This is a genomic window from Seonamhaeicola sp. NFXS20, from assembly GCF_049132085.1.
Classification (GTDB): Bacteria; Bacteroidota; Bacteroidia; order Flavobacteriales; family Flavobacteriaceae; genus Seonamhaeicola.
Genome location: NZ_JAFMPU010000001.1, coordinates 467027 through 487773, shown reverse-complemented (window position 1 = coordinate 487773; position 20747 = coordinate 467027). Strand labels below are relative to the sequence as shown.

Below are 20747 nucleotides of genomic sequence, written 5' to 3'. Positions count from 1 at the left end.
AAGGCACCAAACGAATTAGAAATAGCTTTGTTAAAAATCGAAATACCAATTAAATAAATCTGTTCTCAGTCCAAAATTAAACCACAGAGTATTATTATCAAAAGTTGTAGTTGTGGTTGCGCTTGGGTTGAAATTTCTAACGGTAACATCGGTAAATATTTTTAAATTAGATGCTGGATTAATTAAGTAACCTGCTTGTAAATTAGCATAAAATGATTTGGTTTTTATACCTTGTCCTACTTCAACACCTGTATCAAAAGGTCGGTCGTTATAATCTCTATAAATATCGCCTCCATAACTATAATCATCGGTTCCATCATTATAATCAAGTCCTCTATTTCCAAATATAAATTTGGCATCGGCAAACCATCTGTTTAATCTATAACGTCCAATTAAAATAAGCTCGCTAAAATTAGCACCCCACAAATGAGCTAAAGACTGGTTGTTGTGCCCATAATTTAAAACTATGGTATTGTGCGAATATGTGTACGGACGGACGCGATTATACTCTACTTGCAGCAATAAATTATCAACTTTAAACGCATTATAATATTTTAGACCTAATTGATAGCCGTATTTATTTTTCCAACTTTTTTCACCGCCTTTTATATCGCTTAGCGAAAATTCATCTAAAATAAATTGTCCGTAAGCATTGATATCATCTGTAAATTTGTATTTAGCCGAAGCTCCTAATAAAGCATTTCCTGCCCCTTGTCCGGTTTCAAACTCAATAGCTCTGTAAAAAATTATAGGATTTAGATAGTTAACATCAAAACCTCTATCATTACTATTAGTCCAAAGCACCGATTCAAACAATCCTAAATTAAAACGTTTAGACACATTCCAACTTAAATAATGATTGGCAACATATTTTGTTAAAAAGGCTTTATCTTCTACAACTTCATCGCGCACGTCTTTCAACCACATAAAGGTGTTAGTGTACTTTAATTTCCAGAATTTAGTGTTTAATTTTAAAAATGGATGCGGACTAGCAACATCACTTAATAACAGTGAACGATAACCATCTCCAATAAAATTTTTACCATGACCAAATTGAATATTTAAAAACTTAGCTGGTGAATATGACAAATATGCTTCGGCTACCGGGTAATCATAAGAATCTGTTTTAAATCGTTTTGCAATACCACGCCCAGGAATTATTGCCGGGTCTGGACCAAAAGCTTTTAAACTTTCGGCATAACGGTTTACATAATCTGCAAAGCGCCCTTGACTTTCAAAAACTGCCGAATAAAAATTGAATTTTTTACCCAAACCTCCTTGAATTACAAATCCGCGAGTGTTATTATAGGTTGAATTAAAATCTGCATCGGTATCTTTTCCTACTTGTAAATCGAATACTGGGTCTATAGTAAACCAATAATCTTTACTTTGAAGTTGCACTAAATGTTCATTCCACAGTTTTTTACCTGCCCATGTTTTGGTTTCTTTTTTAAGATCTTCATATTCTTTTTCAAAATTATAATATTCTGAAACTTCGGAATACAAAAAAGGTTTAGAAGCAGTATGGCTATTGGTGCCTATAACATTTATAGCTCTATCAAATTTGGCATAATCGCTATGAACAAACTGTATATTTAATTCACTTGAAAAACGCTTATTGTTATAGGGTTCTATTCCATTTTTAACATTATCAAACTCTTGTTTAGCCGCAATTTCTAGCTTAGAAATTTCTTTCTCAGTTTGTAAATCTGTAGTGTTAGGTGTTTGTTTAACTAAAGGTATTTGTATTGGAATAGAATATTGTTTAAATGTAGTCCTTCCGTTGTATGTTGCTGGGGTTATTTTAGGTAACTGTTTAAAAACACGTTTTACTTCTTCCTTTAATTCATTATAAAAAGCATCTACATAAATTACTTTAAAGTTTCCGGTTTTATCAACCTCAAACAACACTGTTATTCTTCCTTTATAATTCTCATTAATTACAATTTGTGGCAGCTTAAAATTTTCATAAATATAATTGAAAACATTTCTATCAAAACACGCTTGTAATGAGTCTATTTCTGTACCATTACAATTAGGGAAAACAGGAGGTTTTTCGTTTAAAAACTTGTTTTGTGTATACCCATTAAATTGAACTAAAAGTAGGAATAGTACAACGAGTCTTACCATGTAAAAGATTAAGAATTGATTTAAAGTTGAAAGATAGCACATTTTAAGTAATCATTAAGAGAACATGAACAAAGAAAAACCGCTATCGGTTGATTTGATAACGGTTTAAGTTTTGAAAAATTATTTTTGCTTAGTTTTGAACCTGAAAAATAATAGGCAAAGTGTACCTAACTTTTACTGGTTTATCTCTTTGTTTACCGGGTTTCATTTTAGGCACCTTATTAATAACACGTTGAGCTTCCTTTGTTAATTCTGGGTGAGGTGCTCTTGTTTTAACATCAATTATATTGCCTTGTGTATCAATGGTGAATTGTGTTAATACTGTTTGCCTACCAGACAACCCTAAGTCATCACCTATCGATGTATCAAATTTTTTTCTAATTAATTTAGAGAGTTTATCAGACATACATTTTTTTCTATCTAAATTAGTTTTCTTGTTTTCGCAACCTGGGTAAATTGGTACTTCTTCTATAAAAATAAAATCAACAATAGGGTCATCCTCTGGTTCACCATCTAAATTTGGTAAAGCATCTGGGTTGAAGGGAGTATCATTAGTGGGTGGTTCAAAAATATCTGATATATCTTCACTTATTGGCTCTTCTTCTCCACTAACTGGATTTTGATGTACTAGTTCTTTACGTTTAACTTCCTTCTTTTTAACCTCTTCTTTAGGCTTTACAAGGTCATTGAATACATAAAGATCGTCTTCATATTCTACATCATGAGTAACTTGAGGAGGAATTTTAGTCTCAAATTTCATTTCAAACAAACCAAAGGTAACCAGAAGGCATACTATTAGCCCTACTTGAAAGTAAAGGGTGGAGTTTTTTTGTAAATTAGCATCATGCTTTTGTGTGTTTTTCACAGTTTGCTCATTTTGCCGAATGAGACTGTGAGAATCTTTTTGATTTTTCATTTGTTTTTGATTTAATTGAAAACTAAAATCAAATGTAATTTGTAAACAAAAAAGATAGTTGTTACCGGTAATTTCAACTATTTTTTTGAATTACTCATTATCATAATAAATTATAGTTTAAATGTTAATATTATGATAAAATCACAATAAGCATACCAAAAAAGAAATCCCGTTACAAAATTGTAACGGGATTTTATATACTTTACTAAGATTATACTAAGTTGTTAAAACAACTGTATTAAATTAATCTTGAACTTGGAAGATAATTGGTAACGAATATGGAACGTTTACCGGTTTACCACGTTGTTTACCAGGTTTCATTTTTGGTAACATACCAATAACTCTTTTAGCTTCTTTTTCTAATCCTGGATGTGGTGCTCTTGCTCTAATACCTGTAACAGCTCCAGTTTTATCAATTTTAAATATTACATTAATACGTTGTCTTCCTGATAAACCTAGGTCACTAGCTAACTCTGTATTAAATTTTTTATTTACAAATTGAGATATCTTTTTAGACATACATGCTCTTTTCTGGTTGTTATTTCCTTTTTCACAACCTGGAAAAACTGGTACGTTTTCAATTACAGCAAATGGTACATCAATATCTTCTTCTACTTCTTCTACAATTACCTCTTCAACCTCAACAATTTCAGTTTCTTGATCTACTTCTGTTGATTCTATTACAGTTTCTTCAACCTCTACTTCATCTTCAACAATTTCAATTACTTCTGGAGCTGCTGGTGGTGGCGGTGGCGGTGGTGGTGTTTGTATTTGTTCTGTGATTGGAATTTCTTCTTCAATCTCTTCATCTATATTTAATTGACCTATGTCAATTTCTGCTTTGTCATAAGTCTTGTAATTGATTGCATAGTTTGTTAAAAACAACATTAATGCTAAACCAATTGCGAAGTAAAGAGAACTGTTACGTCCTACATTTGCTTTAGAATTTTTTTTCGGTTCCATAATTTAAACGTTTATCAAGATTGCTAAAATAACTATTTATTTATCAAAAAAGCAAGAGTTTATAATTTTTTAATATGTAAACTTTTTATTGCCCATAATAACAGTGATGCTAGTAATACTCCTAATGTATTTGCTAAGGCATCATAAACATCTAATGCTCTATAATCTGTCATGCTACCTTGTAGTAACTCAATAACTATGCCAAAAACTACCGATAATATAGCTGATGATAAAAGTGCTTTTTTCATCTTAAATTTAAATGAAAACAAAAATGAATAAGACCACAATATGGTTAACACTGCATAGGCTATAAAATGAAATATTTTATCTCCGAACGAAATCTTAATATCTGGAAGGTTATTAAGCCTCATTAAACTAACAATTGTTAGAGATACGGTATAAGCAATAGTTATTAAAAGTATTGTTTTTTTAAGCACCAATTAAGGCTTTATAATCATTGGCAGATAAAAGATTATCTGCTTCTGAAAGATCTGAACACTTTACTTTTATCATCCATCCATCTCCATAAGGGTCTGAATTAACGCATTCTGGTTCATCTTCTAAGGCCTCATTAAATTCTATAATTTCACCAGAGAGTGGTAAAAATAAATCTGACACTGTTTTTACTGCTTCAACGGTACCAAAAACCTCTTCTGCATCTAAGGTTTCATCAACGGTTTCTACTTCAACATATACAATGTCTCCTAATTCGCTTTGCGCAAAATCTGTAATACCAACTGTTGCCACATCTCCTTCTATTTTAACCCATTCATGGTCTTTAGTGTATTTTAATTCTGATGGAATATTCATTTTTTACTAATTAAGTTATTTACACAAATGTATTTATTCAAACTGATAAATTCAACTGATATTTATTAATTTCCAAAATTATATCTAAGTGTTATACCAGACCTAATGGTTGTTTGAGGAAATGCTGTTGAAATAGCGTATTCTGAAAAGGCATAATCAAAGTAAAAGATACCTGTTAGGTTTTTACTAAAAGCGTAATCTGCCGTATATTTTAAGCTCCAAATAGTTTGCCCTGAAGTAACTTGATTATTCTCTAAATCTAAATACCTTATTATAGTTTTATTATCTCTAACTGAGATATCTGCTTTCATATCTAAATCACTTACAACGCTTTTTTTAGGACCCGCTAATTTAGACTTAATACGCAAATCTTTTATTCTGTAACCTAAACCAAGTGTATACTCGTTTCCTTGAACTTCGGTTAACAAGTTATTATCAAAACTTAGTGATAACATTCTATCTTTAGCTACTTCTGCTAAAACTGACACAGAGTTTTTCATTTCAAAATCAATTTTAACTAAGGGACTAAAAGACTCTGTTAAATTAATGCCTCCAAACAAACGTTCGTTTTTATAGTTACCTGATTGATCTAAGGCTTCTGATGGCTGACTTGCATACTCTAAACCAGGTATTGGAGCTTCGTTATCATCTGGATTTGTGTTTAAATTTAAGTTTGTATTAAACTGATTAATAGTGTATGTTGAACGGTACCCGTGAGTTACTGAAAAACGTTTAAAACGTTTTTTAAACCATGCAAATTTCATGAAACCAGAATATTTTAAATCCCAGTTTGGAATAGGAATATCTCTAAAAGCTCCTGTTTTAACCTTGTTAGCATCTTGTCCTGTATAGGCAGCTAAAAATGCTGGCAATAACACTTTTTGATTTGTTTTACCAAAACCTAAGGGGTAGCCATCATCATCTCTTGCGTATAATACGCCTTGGCCATAAAATTCTTCGGCTAATCGTTCGGCAACCTTTAATCTATTACTTCTAAATTCATTAAAAGTTTTAGATATGTTTTCATCGCTTTTACTAAAAGCTGTTTTTATTAATACCGTAGAAATATTAAAATTACCAAAGGTATTTGGTGTTAACGAGTTATACACACCATTGGTAACTGTATAGTTTTCTGAATAGTTTTCATAATAGGTTCTATTTCCAACTATATCAATTTTTAAATCTTTTACTGGTTCTAAACTTGCAGAAACATCTAACTGTTTGGTTTGGGTAGTTGTGTATTGCTGATTAAATTCATCAAAAACTGTTAGCCACCCCTTTTTAGCTGCTAGGTATCTTACATCACTTTGGCTACCAAATGTAAAACCAACTGTTGGCCTAAGCGTACCAATAAAACCAGGCGTTTGAGTATAACCAGGTAAGTAGGTTCCGTTGTTTTCAGAATATCTTAATTGCATTCTTTTTATACTGGTTAAAATATCAACACCTGCATTTAATATTTTTGTGGTTGTTTGGTCTTTTATTTTTGGTCTTGGTTTATTTTTATTATTACTTGTTCCTGGGGGACCTCCTGCAGATGTTGTTCTACTTCTAACTCTTTTAATTGGTTTTTTAACTAAACCTATATACTTATAAAATCTACTCATATCTAAAGATGCATTTAGGTCATGCACATTAGAGTTTGAAATAGAATTAATGTCTTCACCTATAACTTCGCCATATAAATCTGAGCCTTTTTCCCAATTAAAAGTTCCTGTGTATTGATAGTTTGCATCAATAAAACTAAAGGTTGGTATTTTATTTAGTGGTAACTGGTATGTTAAACCTAAGGTTTGTGTTTGCCTGTTAGGATCTCCAAAATCAAACAAGCCATCCCAAACATCTAGGGTTTCATCTTGTTCGCCTGCAATTAAATCGTTATCCTTATAATAATTTCTAACTATATTGTTATTGGCTGCATTGAAGTTTAATTGTAAGGCATCTGTTAAATTATAATTTATGGTGTACTGAAAATCGAAAGTATAGTTTCTTCTAAACAACTCTTCTACAGATATATCGTCTTCACTCAATTCAACATTTCTATATTTTTGTCTATTAAATTGCCTATTAATATCTGTATTAATACTAAAACTTGAAGGTAGTAGATTAAGATTAAAATCTTTTAAGAATTTCCAGTACTTTCCTGTAAACAAGGAGTCGTTCTTTTTAAAAGGTTCTATTTTAATAGGATTAAAATTGAACGCATAATTAGCTCCAACTCTAACCGTTTTGTTTACTGAATTTTCAATTTCAAAATCTCTGTGTTCTACCTTATTATAAGAATAGTTTAAGGTTACATTTTCAACATCATAAAAACGCGGTGTTTTGTCTGTGGTTCTAGTCTTTCTAACCCCTATAAAGTTTATGCTTTGGCGTTTTGTATAATCTTCAGATTGTTCTTTTATAGTTTCTTTTTCTTCTTCTGTTTCTGCGGCGGCTAATCTAGACTCTAGCGTTAAATCTTCATAATATGCATCGTACTTTGGCGTTATTAGTTCTTCGCTTTGCGCATAATTAAAAGGAATTTGAACGCCCCATTTTTTAGGCAGCAACTGGCCTATTTGTACATTAGTAACAACATCATATTGTTTAACATCTTCTAAACTACGCTCACTTGGGCCTTGTTCTATAGAACCAAAACCAGAGGTACTTTGTCTACCAGTTGCACTTATAGTTGCAAAATCTGCAATGTTGGTATCCATACTTACTACTGCTGCCCAACCACCTTCGTTATCCATATCAGATAAACGCAACTCATTGAACCAAACCTCTGCGCAAACATCATTTCTTGTAGTGGCATTTTTTACACCAACCATCAATGTTCTTACATCGCCAAAATTTGGATTTCCTTTAATACCTATTCTATGCTGGCCAGAAACATAACCTGAATACTGATTTGAAACAGGCACTAGGTCATCTCCAACAACATCATAAAAAGTAGGATCTTCATTAACTAATGAACCATCTGAAATACCGAGAGATTTAATATCTCCTAATTTTTCAATTTCTAAATTAATTTCATTAGCCTCTGGCCAAAGCCCTTCTCTTGTTGTAGAAGTTGATATCTGTAACGGTATTTCTATTTGATAAAAATTCTCAGTTAAATCATTCCCCATTCTTATGAACCCTACTAGTTCATTATCGTTCAAAACTCCTTCATCATCATCAGCATGTATATACATTCTTAAGCGTTTAAACTGCCTCATGTCTATGCTGATGTTTTTATAAACTGCTTTAGAATCTTCGGCTTCTAAATTGCATACATTTACTACTAAAGATTGTTCATTTTGTTCTACAACGGTATTGTTGTTAAACAATTCTTCTGGTTCTATATCAGGAGGGCTTTGATAGCTGCCTTCGTTTTCTAAAGTACCTATTACGCCTACTGAAAATTCGGTTTGAGGGTCATCAGGTGTTGGGTCATCTTCATCTAAGGCTTGTGTGTAGCGTCTCCAATCACTTCTAACTAAATCTAAAGTACCAAAACGGAATATGGTTGTTTCTGAAAACTCTTTAAGAAACATGCGCATAAAACGAACAGATCTTAAATCGCTTATACCACCTATAGCTCTTGCGTGACTTCCTTCAACGGGTATTCTAAATTGATACCACCTTACTGTTTCAGAGTCTCCATTGGGTAAGGTACGTGGTCTTTCTTTATAATCTCTTAAGAAATCTTTTAAAGGGTTTGTACTAGAAATATTCTCAAATTCTGACTGTGTTTCTGGTAAATTTTGTCTTGTAATATCTAGTTCGTACTCAAAATAACTATCAATGGTGTTCATTGTGTTATCCCTGTTAATATCTTCTACATCTGGTTGGGTATTAGCTGCTCTTTCAGTATCTGAAAAAGTATCTGGTGTGTTACCTTCTACACCATTGTAATATTTATAACGCTCAAAAATGCCGCCATCGGTATCTAAGAAATAGGCGTAATTATCATTAGCTGGATCTGACCCAAAATTAGAACCAAACACATTAGCTTCTTCAACATCATCATAACCATCATACCCAACGTCTTGATTTGTTCTTTCATCTCCAGTGGTATCAAAAGCATAAACTAATGATTGGTTTTGTGGTGTTACGGTTCCCCATGATGTAGGTGTAAACAGGCTTATATCTCCATCTTCTGGCAATCCGTTTTCGTAAAGTTTTTTTCCGTCTTTAATAATATCTTCTGAAATATTACCAAGGTTAAACACTAGTTTACCTCCTGGATTGGTTGGGTTTTCTTGAAATGGATCTTGAACCCAAAAATCGATATATTCTACATTTTGTTGTTCAAAATCTGTAGATGTTAGTGCTCTTGTAATTCCTGCCCAACTTTCACTTGGATTATCAATTGTACCGTCTGCAGCATTAGGGTCAAAATTATACGGACCTCTTTCTTGTGGATAGTAAGCCAAATCTAAAGTGTAAAGTACAGAGTTTTGACCTTGTACTAAATCTTGGTCTGGGAATAATTCATTTATAAATACTCTACTGGTATAAAGGCTAGACATATCATCATCTGTGATATCACTTGGTCTTTGACTGCTGTAGAATATAGGATCTATGGTGTACCAATTTAACATAGCTCTACCATAACCATTTTGAATACCAGCACTTATATCGCTTTCTGGGTCTTCAATACCATCACCGTCTAAATCTACTGGTCTACTTGATAAAAACCATGATTGCTGAGAAGTTAAATCAATGGAATTTTGGGTTCCTTCAAAATCATCAATATAGGATGTTGCTTCACCATTTAGGTCTGTTCCTTTGGGTGATCCGGGAGCTAAATAAGCAAACTCTCCACGTAGTGAAAGATTAGATTCTACATCTGTGTCTATATTAGGTAGTTTATTTGCTAACCTTGTTAAAAGTGGCACTTTGGTAGCATAATTTCCGTTTATACCAAAAATGGTATTATTAATTGGCTCTGTTCCGTAATTGGCTTTTTGGGTTATAGGACGCTCATTAAGATTTAAAAGTGTTGCTCCTAAAACAAAATCTTCATTAAACTTGTGTTCTATATTAAGCCCTGTAAAGCGTTTGGTTTGTTGCCCAAAAACAGCATTGTTTTCTGTTGAAACTTCAATTGGAGTACTAGATGCTTTTAGGGCTTCGTCTAAAATTTGAACGGTTCCTAATTGGTAATTTACCGTATAATCTATACCTTCTACCAAAACACGACCACCAGCAGTTACTGTAACTGAACCTCTTGGAACGTTAAAGGCTCCTAATGAAATGCCATCACTTCCTGTAGATTTGTAGCGTCCTTTAAGTTTAAATTTATTTTTTTCAACCTCTTCTAGAGCAGCTGTTTTTGTTTCTTTATAAAGAATATCATAGACATACTTTTGTTGGTTTTCGTTATATGAAGTATTGTCTTCATAGTTATTTCCCCCACCTAACACATTATATAAGTATTCTCCAAAAGGTTCTGCACTTGTAAATATAATTTTTCCGTTATCTGGAATAACGGTTATACCAGGATAATAATCAAAAAAGCCATCACCATTGGCTTGTGGGTCATTATTATAATTAAGTTTATCTAAATTAAAAACTCTTAATAAGGGTACGTTTTCAATTAAATCTTCCTCTGGTGTTGATCCGGAAACTGGATTTCCGTTTATATCTAAATCAAAACTACCGCCAACAGGCGTGATATAATTTAATAGTGATGATTCATTATAAAATATATTTAGCGTAAAATCATCTTGACTTAAATTGTAAGCACCAGTATCATAGATATTTTTCATCATTAAATCCCAAACGGGTTGTTCTACGCTGGTTATGCTACTTTTTAATAGTTTTAGAACTAAACTTTGATTTGTTACTTCACCAGAACTTGAATCTACATCAGTAGCATCTACACCATCATTTGCAAACTCACCTACTTGGTAAACTTGCCCACCAACAGTATATTGAAAAGCTACTGCTAAAACTTCGTCATTATTTAAACGTGAGTTTAATGAAATATACCCTAACTCTTCATTTAAATCATATTCTTGAGATGATAACTTTCTAGCGTTTTCTAGTTTTGCATAATCATAGCCTTCTTTAACATTTGAAACCGTAATACCACTTTGTACGGTAGAAACATCTCTTATAGCGGTTGTTAATTGAGACCCACTGCCACCAATATTGGTTGGATCAAAAGCATTATTACTATTATCAGGGAATGCCCCTGGAGCTGCATAAATATTAACTGCAGACCCAACATTATCAGATTCTCCAATATCTTGAAGTGCTACAATATTTCTAACATCATCGGTTTGGTTGCTTCGGTTGGTTATCCAAACTTCTATTCGGGTAATTTGAAGTCCTTTATTATTTATAAAAGGGTAATCTTTTAAGGAAGTGTCATAGGTATCTTTAAAATATTGAGCCAAAAAGAAATGACGGTTTTCATCATACTCTCTAATAAATAGCTCAAATTCTTCAACAGTACCTCCTCCTTGAGATACTACTGTATTTGCTTGAGATTTTTGCTCTGAAAACACACCTGTAACGGTTGTTTTACCAAACTGCAGTTGTGCTTTTACACCAAACAAACTTTGAGCACCTGTAATTAATGAACTATTTAAAGGCATACTTACATTACCAACTTCAATTTTTTGAATAATATCATCTTCTGTTGGTGTGTAATCTAGCTTTATTAGATTTTGAAAATCAAAAGATGCTTGTGTGTCATAGTTTGCATTTACTTGGAGTCTTTCTCCTACTTTACCTTGAAGGCTTAAATTGATTCGTTGATCAAAATCAAAGGTAAAATTACTTCTGTTTCTTGGTGAAAATGCAGGGTTATCTTGTTTTGAAAAGAGTACTCCTAAGTCCATTTCTACAGATCCTTGAGGAATAACCTCAATAGTATTACCTCCAAAAATAGATTCAAATAACCCAGACTTTACATAAAATTCTGGCAATAGATTTTTCTGTCCGTCTTCACCTACTTTTTTCCCATCAAAAGCATCTATTTTTTCTTTATAATAACTTCTTATATTTTCTTTAGCAACAAGCTCATAATACTCCTTAGGAGTTAAAATAATGGGGTAATTTATATTAAAACTCCCTATTTTTTCTGTGTAAATGTATCTATCTGTAACGGGGTCATATGTATATTTAGATTCAATACTATTAGGATTGGGAGATTTTATAGACCCCTTACTAAACCCTGTTTTTACAGAATCTTGGGGTGTTTGCTGTGACCACGAAACTATAGAGCTAAGTAGCACTAAAACTAAAAAAGTATATTGTTTAAACGACTTATAAAATTTAAGGCTGGTTCTCTTCAAAATATTTTATAAATTTTTTAAGGCCTGTTTAATTATGGTTTCTACATCTGCTTCTGGTTGAGAAGCAACAATTTTATCTACAACACGTTCTGCTTGCTTTTTGGTAAAACCAAGCACTTCTAAAGCAGATAACGCTTCATCTTTATTGGTATTGCCTTGTGAAACCGAAACTTCATCAATATCATAGATCTTTAAGATTTTATCTTTTAAATCTAATATTACCCGTTGTGCTGTTTTAGCCCCAATTCCTTTAATAGACTGAATTAAAGCTACATCATTATTAGCTATACCCTCTCTTACTTGTTTTGGAGTTAAGGAAGATAACATAGTACGAGCCGTACTTGCACCTACACCACTTACCGATATTAACAACCTAAAAATCTCTCTTTCTGCAATTGATGAAAACCCATAAAGTGTGTGAGCATCTTCTCTTACTTGAAGATGTGTGAAAAGTTTTAAACTTTCATTGTCAGGAATTTGAGAGTAGGTGTGTAGAGAAATATTAATCATATAGCCTACTCCATTGCAATCAATGACAACATGTGTTGGATTTTTTTCAGTAAGTTTTCCTTGAATATGTGTTATCATTTATACTAATCCCTTAACCAATCAAATGTAGTAAAATTTATTTTTATTGTTTTACTTCTTTTTAACATTCGCCTTTTCTAACTTTTCTTTCTCTTGTGCATCTATTACTGCAATTGCACTAATGTTAACAATTTCATCAACACTGGCTCCTAATTGCAAAATATGCACAGGCTTATCCATACCCATCATTATAGGACCTATAGATTCTGCTCCATCTAATTCTTTTAAAAGCTTGTATGTAATATTTGCTGAATCTAGATTTGGAAAAATTAAAGAATTTACTTTTTTGCCTACTAATTTTGAAAACGGAAATTTTTCTCTAAGCATATCATCATTTAAAGCAAAATCTGTTTGTAACTCTCCATCAATATCTAAATCTGGATAATATCTATGCAAATAAGCCACAGCCTCTCGTACTTTAGATGCTTTCTCATTACCAGACGAACCAAAATTTGAATAACTCACCATTGCTAAAACTGGGTTTAAACCAAACAACTTTATTACTTTTGATGTCATTTGTGCAATTTTAGCTAAATCTTTTGCACTAGGGTCTATGTTGATGGATGTATCACTTAAGAAAAGTGGCCCTCTTTTAGTCATCATTAAGTTAGTGGTTGCTACTCTTGTAACCCCAGGCGCCATACCTATTAACTCTAACATTGGTTTAACTACTGTAGGATAACTACGAGAATATCCCGAAATTAAAGCATCGGCATCTCCTTCATTAACCATCATAGCTGCAAAGTAATTACGCTCTCTCATTAGCCTTTGTGCTGCATAATAAGTAACCCCTCTTCTTTTACGATTTTCCCAATATACTTTTGCGTATCTATCTTTTCTTGGGTTTTCTTCTTCTGCTTTAGGATCAATAATTGGTATATCGGCATGAAAATCAATTGAAGCCATGAGTCCTTCAATAGTTTCTTTTCTTCCTAACAAAATAGGTTTAGCTATGCCTTCCTCATAAACTATTTGGGCAGCTTTTAAAACATCTAAATGGTCTGCCTCGGCAAAAACTACTCGTTTAGGATTTTGTTTTGCTCGGTCTATAAGCAACCTTACCATTTTATTATCTGACCCCAAACGTTCTCTTAAAACATCTTGATAATCTTCCCAATTTGTTATAGGTGATTTAGCAACACCACTATCCATAGCTGCTTTTGCTACTGCAGGAGGAACTTCGGCAATTAAACGTGGGTCAAATGGTTTTGGTATTATGTAGTCTTTACCAAAAGCTAGTTTTGTTTCTCCATAAGCAACATTAACTTGCTCTGGAACAGGCTCTTTTGCTAGTTTTGCTAAAGCCTTAACGGCTGCCATTTTCATTTCTTCATTTATCTTTGAAGCTCTTACATCTAAAGCTCCTCTAAATATAAATGGGAATCCTAAAACGTTATTAACCTGATTAGGATGATCACTACGGCCTGTTGCCATAATAATATCTTTTCTAGTAGCAATTGCTAAATCATAATTAATCTCTGGGTTTGGATTAGCCATTGCAAACACTATGGGGTCTTTAGCCATAGACAATAGCATTTCTGGAGATACAATATCGGCTTTTGATAAGCCAATAAATACGTCGGCGCCTTCCATAGCCTCATCTAAAGTATCTATTTTTCTGTGTGTTGCAAATTCAGCTTTTTCAGAAGACAAATTCGCTCTATCTTTTCTAATAACACCTTTACTATCAAGCATTACCATATTTTCTCTTTTGGCTCCACAAGCTTGATATAAACGCGAACATGAAATAGCAGCAGCTCCTGCTCCGCTAATTACAATTTTAGTGTCTTCAATTTTTCTATTGGTAATCTCAATAGCATTTATTAGTGCTGCTGCGGAAATGATAGCGGTTCCGTGTTGGTCATCATGCATTACTGGAATATCCAGTTCTTCTTTTAAACGTCTTTCTATTTCAAACGCTTCTGGGGCTTTTATATCTTCAAGATTAATACCTCCAAACGTTGGTGCAATGTTTTTAACGGTTTCAATAAATGCATCAACATCTTCTGTATCTATTTCAATATCAAAAACATCAATATCTGCAAATATTTTAAAAAGTAAACCTTTACCTTCCATAACTGGTTTTGAAGCTTCCGGACCAATATTTCCTAAGCCTAAAACAGCAGTTCCGTTTGATATTACTGCTACTAAATTTCCTTTAGAAGTATATTTATAAGCATTATTTTTATCCTTTTCAATCTCTAAACAAGGTTCTGCCACTCCTGGAGAATATGCCAGTGATAAATCTCTTTGCGTAGCATATTTTTTTGTGGGTACAACTTTAATTTTACCAGGTGTTGGTTTTGCGTGGTATATAAGGGCTTCTTTACGTTTATTTTGCTCTCTCATTATATATTACTTTAAATTCTATTGTCTGTGAGAATAACAGATTTAAAAGACATCTTTACACAGTGCTTGAAAAACTATTTTTAAACTTCAAATATAAGAATAGTTAAAACTAAAACAGTCAATCTTTTGATAATATTGAGAGCTATTTTGAAGATAAAATTACATTTATTAAAAACTTAAAAATCTTTGTTATAGAGGCTGTTATTAATTCAATTATTGGTTGTGTATTTTTAATCCCAATGTAAATTTAATGTTAACAAATTGTAAATTAAAAGTAAATTTGCTAACTTTGTTTTAAAATTAAGCCCTATGAAGTTATATAAAAGAATAAAACAGTTTAGAAAAAAAGCTTACTACGAGTATTGGATTTTAACTATAAAGGTAAGGCTTTATGCCATAAAATATAGGCATGCCTATAAAATGCCCTACTCTGAAATTTACTAAATAAAATCTAATTTTTCTTTAAGAAACTAATATTTCGTTTTAAACCAGAATACTTGGTTCTTTTTACTGCAGATTTTTTAAATACTTTACGAAAGGTTTCTTCGGTTATGTCTTCCCAATCTTGTTTTGTTATTGATAGTAGTTCTGGGTGCGGATTAAAAAGTGGTTCACTGTGGGACTTTGAAAAACGATTCCACGGACAAACGTCTTGACACACATCGCACCCAAACATCCAATCATCAAATTTCCCTTTGAATTCTGTTGGGATGTTGTCTTTTAACTCTATTGTAAAATAAGAAATACACTTACTGCCGTCTACCACATAAGGTTCTGTTATGGCTTCTGTTGGACAAGCATCAATACATGCAGTACAAGTACCGCAATGATTGGTAACTGGAGCATCATATTCTAAATCTAAATCTATTATAAGTTCTGCTATAAAATAAAATGACCCCACTTTTTGGGTTAATAAATTACTGTGTTTTCCTACCCAACCTAAACCACTTTTTGCAGCCCAAGCTTTATCTAAAACTGGTGCAGAATCTACAAAGGCTCTTCCGTTTACTTCTCCTATTTCATTTTGAATAAATTGTAAAAGAGATTTTAATTTATCTTTAATTACATAATGATAATCTGTTCCGTAAGCATATTTAGAAAGTTTATAACTATTTTCTATTTGCTCTTGGCTTGGGTAATAGTTTAACAACAAAGATACTACACTTTTTGAACCTTCAACTAGTTTTGTTGGGTCTAAACGCTTATCGAAATGGTTTTCCATATAACTCATTTCTCCATGCATGTTTTGGCTTAACCATTTTTCTAATCTTGGAGCTTCGTCTTCTAAAAATTGTGCTTTGCTAACACCACAAGACAAAAAACCGAGGCGTTTTGCTTCGGTTTTTATAAGTTGAGTATGTTTGGTTTTTAAAGTCATAAATAAAGATCTAGAAACCTGTTTAGAATAACACTAGGTATTAAAATAATCCGCCTTGTGTTGGTCCTTTAATTTTTCCTAGATGCTTGTAGGCTTGTTCTGTTACTTCGCGCCCACGTGGGGTTCTCATTATAAAACCTTGTTGTATTAAAAAGGGTTCATAAACCTCCTCTATAGTTTCTGGGCTTTCGCTTACTGCCGTAGCTATGGTTGTAATTCCTACCGGACCACCTTTAAATTTTTCTATGATGGTTGACAGAATTTTGTTATCCATATCATCTAAACCATGCGCATCTACATTTAAGGCTTCTAAAGCAAATTTTGCAATTTTAATATCAATAGTGCCATTTCCTTTTATTTGTGCAAAATCACGCACCCTACGCAATAATGCATTGGCAATACGCGGAGTTCCTCTGCTTCGTCCTGCAATTTCAATAGCTGCTTCCATTGAAATAGGCACGTTTAAAATGCTAGCACTTCTCTGTATGATAGTGGTTAGTAAATCGGTTTTATAGTACTCTAACCTACTTTGAATACCAAAACGCGCCCGCATAGGTGACGTTAACAATCCTGAGCGTGTAGTAGCCCCAACTAAAGTAAATGGATTTAAATTAATTTGAACTGTTCTAGCATTTGGTCCTGTTTCAATCATAATATCGATTTTATAGTCTTCCATTGCTGAGTACAAATACTCTTCTACAATAGGACTTAACCGATGAATTTCATCAATAAACAAAACATCTCGCTCTTCTAAATTTGTTAACAAACCGGCTAAGTCTCCTGGTTTGTCTAACACTGGACCCGATGTTACTTTAATCCCAACATCTAACTCATTAGCCAAAATATGAGCTAAAGTTGTTTTACCCAATCCTGGAGGACCATGGAACAATGTATGATCTAAAGCTTCTCCTCTTAAATTGGCTGCTTTTACAAATATTTGCAGATTTTCCAACACTTGATCTTGACCTGTAAAATCATCAAATTCTAAGGGTCTTAACTTTTTTTCTACATCTAATTCTTCGGGTGAAAAATTCTCGTTTGTTGGATCTAGGTTTTCGTTCATTTTTATAGTGTGACTTAACCCGATTGACCTTTCGGATTTTTAAAACATTAAAGCGTTAAAACATTGGTGGTTTTTAAAATATATACAAGAATAAGAACAATTACAGCACTTATACCTAGAACACCTTCCCAGTGATAGATACTCCAAAGTTCTTTCCTTTTTGGTGTTCTTCCTGTTATTTTTTTAAACCTATTGTAGGCTAATTTGTGGATAACAAAACTTAGCAACAAAAATAAAATTATTGCAATTATATAATATTCCATAATGCCTACAAATTTATAACATGATAAAAATACATAAAACAAATGACTTACTTAGAAAGAAATAAACGATGAAAACATATGTAAAAAAGCCTTTCAATTCTAAGATTATTAGAAAGAAAGGCTTTAAGGATTTTGGTTGGTTATTTTAAAATTGTAAACTCACAACGTCTGTTAATATCATATTCTTCATCATCACAAATACCTTCTTTTATACATTTATTAAGCGGCCTTGTTTCTCCATAGCCTACACTTTTTAATCTGTTTTTATTAATACCTTGGTTTACTAGGTACTCTAATACCAAAGCAGCTCTTTGTTTTGACAAGTTTAAATTATATTGCTCTGACCCACGGGCATCTGTATGAGCTGCAATTTCTACTTTCATAGATGGGTATTTTTTCATTAAATCTACTAAAACATCTAATGTTTTGGCTGCTTCATTTGTTATTTCAGATGTATTGTAATTAAAATATATTTTATCTAGTTGTACATGTAATTCACCTTTTTCATTTTGATGAATACGTTCTTCAACACTAACAAGTGATTCTAAATTAATATCAATATTATGAGATTTACCATAATTACCCGTTAAAAATTCTAATTCTTGTTCTATGTATGCTTGACGAGTTCCTCTAATTTTATATAATTTATTAGGTTCTAATTTAAATACATAATATCCATTTTCTCCTACAACAGTATCTTTAATTGTTTTATTAGATTGATTAATAATTTCTACCAATGCTCCTGGCAGAAGTTTTTTACTGTTTTTATCTTGCACAACACCTTCTACTAGATATTTTGTTAATGGATTTTCTTCTCTTGAAAAGCTAAAAATTCTATCATAACCTGTACGGTTAGATGACACATAACCCACATTATCTTTTTCTTTAATTACATATGCAAAATCATCTAAATTGCTATTAATGATGTTTCCCAAATTTACTGGTTTATCAAAACCACCATTAACCATATTGCTTCTAAACACATCTAAACCGCCATAACCTTGATGGCCAATTGATGAAAAATAGAGCACATTAAATTCACTTATAAAAGGGAATTGTTCACGGTGTTTGGTGTTAATTGTTTCACCTAAATTTTCAGGTTCTCCGTAAGTACCATCGTCATTAATGGCCACTTTGTAAATATCAAAACTTCCAAAAGTTCCGGGCATATCACTAGCAAAGTATAGTGTTTTTTCATCTTTACTTAACGCAGGGTGTTCTGTACTATAACTATTTGATGTAAATGGCAATGCCGTAACATTTGTCCATTCACCATTAATTAATTCTGCTTTATAAATTTTAATGTGGGCAATACGCGCTTCATCAGTTTTTTTACGAGTGCTGTTGGTTCTATTAAAATACATGGTTTTTCCATCTTTAGTAAACACAGCATTGCTTTCATGTAAACTGGTATTAATGGCCTCTGGAAATGGCTGTACATTAATTAAAGTATTAGAATTTGTAAGCGTTGCAGTGTACAAATCTAAATAGGGTAATTCATTCCAAGCATAAGAAGGGTTTTCTGTATTTCTTGTTGAAGCAAAAACGACTTTATTTTCACCGTAAAAAGACAATCCAAAATCACTACTAGAACCTTCATTTACAATTTCTTTTAATTTAAAATTATGAGGTGTTATTTTATTATTAGCCTCAATAAACTCTAAAGTATTAACTGGTTTATTGTAATATTTACTTAAATGTTCATCGGCTTCTTTATAATTTTTAACTCCTTTTAATGCTTGTGCAAACCTAAAATGATATTCTATATCAATAGAGTCTCCGTATTTAACAAATAATTCTCTATAAGTTTCAATAGCCTTTTGAAGACTGGTATTGTAATAGTAACTATCTGCCAAATTTTGTAACACTTCTTGTGTACGCTCTTTGGTTTCGTAAGTTTTGGCTGCTTGGGTATAAGCTTTCATTTTAAAAAGCTTATTTGCTCTTTTTATATTTTCCTTTTGTGCTAATGCTATTCCACTAACTAATAAAAGGCTTGCAAGTATGTATGTGTGTTTTTTCATGTTTCCTAGTATTGAATATTAGAAGAATCTTGGTGAACGGTCATATCCGCCTTTAAATCCGAATAAATCAACATCAAACAAAATGAATATTTCATGAGATCCGGAGTTAAAATCTCCTAAGTTAGTAGTTGTATAATCATAGGCATAACCTATTCTAAGGTCTGGAGTAACTCTAAAATTCACTAAAGCACTCATAGCATCACCTAAGCGATAGCCTAAACCAGCTTCTAGCTTTTCGTTAATTAAAACATTTGCCGTAACATCTAAAGCCATTGGAGCTCCTTTTACAACTCTACCCATAAAAGCTGGTTTTAGTTTTATATTCTGATTAATATTAAAAACATAGCCCCCTGTAAAGAAGTAATGCACATTTTGAACACCTGTTACTTTTACACCATTTTCTTCTTCTAAATGTTTTGTTGATAACATATTTGGAGCAGATAGTCCTAAATAATAATTATTGGCAAAAAAGAAGGCTCCTATACCTAAATTGGGGAATGCTTTATTGATGTTTTCGTTAAAAGCTACATCGGTATTTGTTCCGCCAGATTGCAACACAAACCCATCAAAATTAGTATCGAACATTGTTAAACCAGCTTTTAAACCAAATGATATTTTACTTTCAACACCAACTGGTAATACATATGCAAAATCTGCATATATATTATTTTCACTTACAACATCTCCTATATCATCATTTGTAAATGATATTCCCATCTCTATTTTATCATTTATTGGTGTATGAGCAAAAAAGGTTCCCGTTTTAGGCGCTCCTTCAATACCCACCCATTGGGTTCTATAAAGTCCTCCTAAGTTTAATATACCTTCTTCTGCAGTGGCATAAGCCGGATTAATAACACTCATGTTGTACATGTATTGAGTAAACTGAGGATCCTGTTGAGCAAAACTTTGTAATGACAAGAACGTCAAACTTAACAAAGCAGCTATTTTATGATATATATTTAAATGTTTCATTGTTTCTA

The 20747-nt window shown here is 32.4% G+C and carries 14 protein-coding genes; 1 reads left to right on the top strand and 13 read right to left on the bottom strand.

Annotation, left to right across the window (positions count from 1 at the left end; all coding sequences use genetic code 11):
* Positions 1-30: 30 nt before the first annotated feature.
* The 8 genes from J1D01_RS02150 to J1D01_RS02115 form a co-directional block, all read right to left on the bottom strand.
* Positions 31-2130, bottom strand: a complete 2100-nt coding sequence (locus tag J1D01_RS02150) for a gliding motility protein RemB (RefSeq protein ID WP_421149661.1) — start codon at positions 2128-2130, stop codon at positions 31-33.
* Between the two features lie 130 nt (positions 2131-2260).
* Positions 2261-3046, bottom strand: coding sequence for an energy transducer TonB (locus J1D01_RS02145; RefSeq protein WP_421149660.1), 786 nt, complete (start codon positions 3044-3046; stop codon positions 2261-2263).
* A 243-nt stretch (positions 3047-3289) separates the two neighbouring features.
* Positions 3290-4009, bottom strand: coding sequence for an energy transducer TonB (locus tag J1D01_RS02140; protein ID WP_372938143.1), 720 nt, complete (start codon positions 4007-4009; stop codon positions 3290-3292).
* Between the two features lie 59 nt (positions 4010-4068).
* Positions 4069-4380 carry a VanZ family protein gene (locus tag J1D01_RS02135; RefSeq protein ID WP_421149659.1) on the bottom strand — a complete coding sequence of 104 codons (312 nt, stop codon included), beginning with the start codon at positions 4378-4380 and terminating at the stop codon, positions 4069-4071.
* A 58-nt stretch (positions 4381-4438) separates the two neighbouring features.
* Positions 4439-4819, bottom strand: a complete 381-nt coding sequence (gene gcvH / locus J1D01_RS02130; protein WP_372938145.1) for a glycine cleavage system protein GcvH — start codon at positions 4817-4819, stop codon at positions 4439-4441.
* A 65-nt stretch (positions 4820-4884) separates the two neighbouring features.
* Positions 4885-12099: a cell surface protein SprA gene (sprA, locus tag J1D01_RS02125; RefSeq protein WP_421149658.1), complete on the bottom strand. Its 7215-nt coding sequence runs from the start codon at positions 12097-12099 to the stop codon at positions 4885-4887.
* Between the two features lie 6 nt (positions 12100-12105).
* A complete protein-coding gene (ruvA, locus tag J1D01_RS02120; protein WP_372936166.1) occupies positions 12106-12687 on the bottom strand; it encodes a Holliday junction branch migration protein RuvA in 582 nt (193 codons plus the stop codon).
* A gap of 51 nt (positions 12688-12738) precedes the next feature.
* On the bottom strand, positions 12739-15036 hold the full coding sequence (locus J1D01_RS02115; protein WP_372936168.1) for an NADP-dependent malic enzyme: 2298 nt from the start codon (positions 15034-15036) through the stop codon (positions 12739-12741).
* 309 nt (positions 15037-15345) lie between these two features.
* Between J1D01_RS02115 and J1D01_RS02110 the strand changes: the two genes are divergently transcribed.
* Positions 15346-15480, top strand: coding sequence for a hypothetical protein (locus J1D01_RS02110; protein ID WP_372936170.1), 135 nt, complete (start codon positions 15346-15348; stop codon positions 15478-15480).
* Positions 15481-15487: 7 nt separating this feature from the next.
* Here J1D01_RS02110 and queG read toward each other — a convergent pair whose 3' ends face one another.
* From queG to J1D01_RS02085, 5 genes are all read right to left on the bottom strand, one after another.
* Positions 15488-16414, bottom strand: a complete 927-nt coding sequence (gene queG, locus J1D01_RS02105; protein WP_372936172.1) for a tRNA epoxyqueuosine(34) reductase QueG — start codon at positions 16412-16414, stop codon at positions 15488-15490.
* 40 nt (positions 16415-16454) lie between these two features.
* Positions 16455-17477, bottom strand: coding sequence for a Holliday junction branch migration DNA helicase RuvB (ruvB, locus tag J1D01_RS02100; protein WP_372936174.1), 1023 nt, complete (start codon positions 17475-17477; stop codon positions 16455-16457).
* A gap of 47 nt (positions 17478-17524) precedes the next feature.
* Complete coding sequence (locus tag J1D01_RS02095) at positions 17525-17740, bottom strand: hypothetical protein (protein ID WP_372936176.1); 216 nt, start codon at positions 17738-17740, stop codon at positions 17525-17527.
* A 140-nt stretch (positions 17741-17880) separates the two neighbouring features.
* Positions 17881-19764 carry an OmpA family protein gene (locus tag J1D01_RS02090; protein WP_421149657.1) on the bottom strand — a complete coding sequence of 628 codons (1884 nt, stop codon included), beginning with the start codon at positions 19762-19764 and terminating at the stop codon, positions 17881-17883.
* A gap of 18 nt (positions 19765-19782) precedes the next feature.
* A complete protein-coding gene (locus J1D01_RS02085) occupies positions 19783-20739 on the bottom strand; it encodes a PorP/SprF family type IX secretion system membrane protein (protein ID WP_372936180.1) in 957 nt (318 codons plus the stop codon).
* Positions 20740-20747 lie beyond the last annotated feature (8 nt).

Coding starts and splice junctions, on each gene's coding strand:
- J1D01_RS02150 (WP_421149661.1), bottom strand. CDS start 2,130: ATGGTAAGACTCGTTGTACTATTCCTACTTTTAGTTCAATTTAATGGG.
- J1D01_RS02145 (WP_421149660.1), bottom strand. CDS start 3,046: ATGAAAAATCAAAAAGATTCTCACAGTCTCATTCGGCAAAATGAGCAA.
- J1D01_RS02140 (WP_372938143.1), bottom strand. CDS start 4,009: ATGGAACCGAAAAAAAATTCTAAAGCAAATGTAGGACGTAACAGTTCT.
- J1D01_RS02135 (WP_421149659.1), bottom strand. CDS start 4,380: ATGAGGCTTAATAACCTTCCAGATATTAAGATTTCGTTCGGAGATAAA.
- gcvH (WP_372938145.1), bottom strand. CDS start 4,819: ATGAATATTCCATCAGAATTAAAATACACTAAAGACCATGAATGGGTT.
- ruvA (WP_372936166.1), bottom strand. CDS start 12,687: ATGATAACACATATTCAAGGAAAACTTACTGAAAAAAATCCAACACAT.
- J1D01_RS02115 (WP_372936168.1), bottom strand. CDS start 15,036: ATGAGAGAGCAAAATAAACGTAAAGAAGCCCTTATATACCACGCAAAA.
- J1D01_RS02110 (WP_372936170.1), top strand. CDS start 15,346: ATGAAGTTATATAAAAGAATAAAACAGTTTAGAAAAAAAGCTTACTAC.
- queG (WP_372936172.1), bottom strand. CDS start 16,414: ATGACTTTAAAAACCAAACATACTCAACTTATAAAAACCGAAGCAAAA.
- ruvB (WP_372936174.1), bottom strand. CDS start 17,477: ATGAACGAAAACCTAGATCCAACAAACGAGAATTTTTCACCCGAAGAA.
- J1D01_RS02095 (WP_372936176.1), bottom strand. CDS start 17,740: ATGGAATATTATATAATTGCAATAATTTTATTTTTGTTGCTAAGTTTT.
- J1D01_RS02090 (WP_421149657.1), bottom strand. CDS start 19,764: ATGAAAAAACACACATACATACTTGCAAGCCTTTTATTAGTTAGTGGA.
- J1D01_RS02085 (WP_372936180.1), bottom strand. CDS start 20,739: ATGAAACATTTAAATATATATCATAAAATAGCTGCTTTGTTAAGTTTG.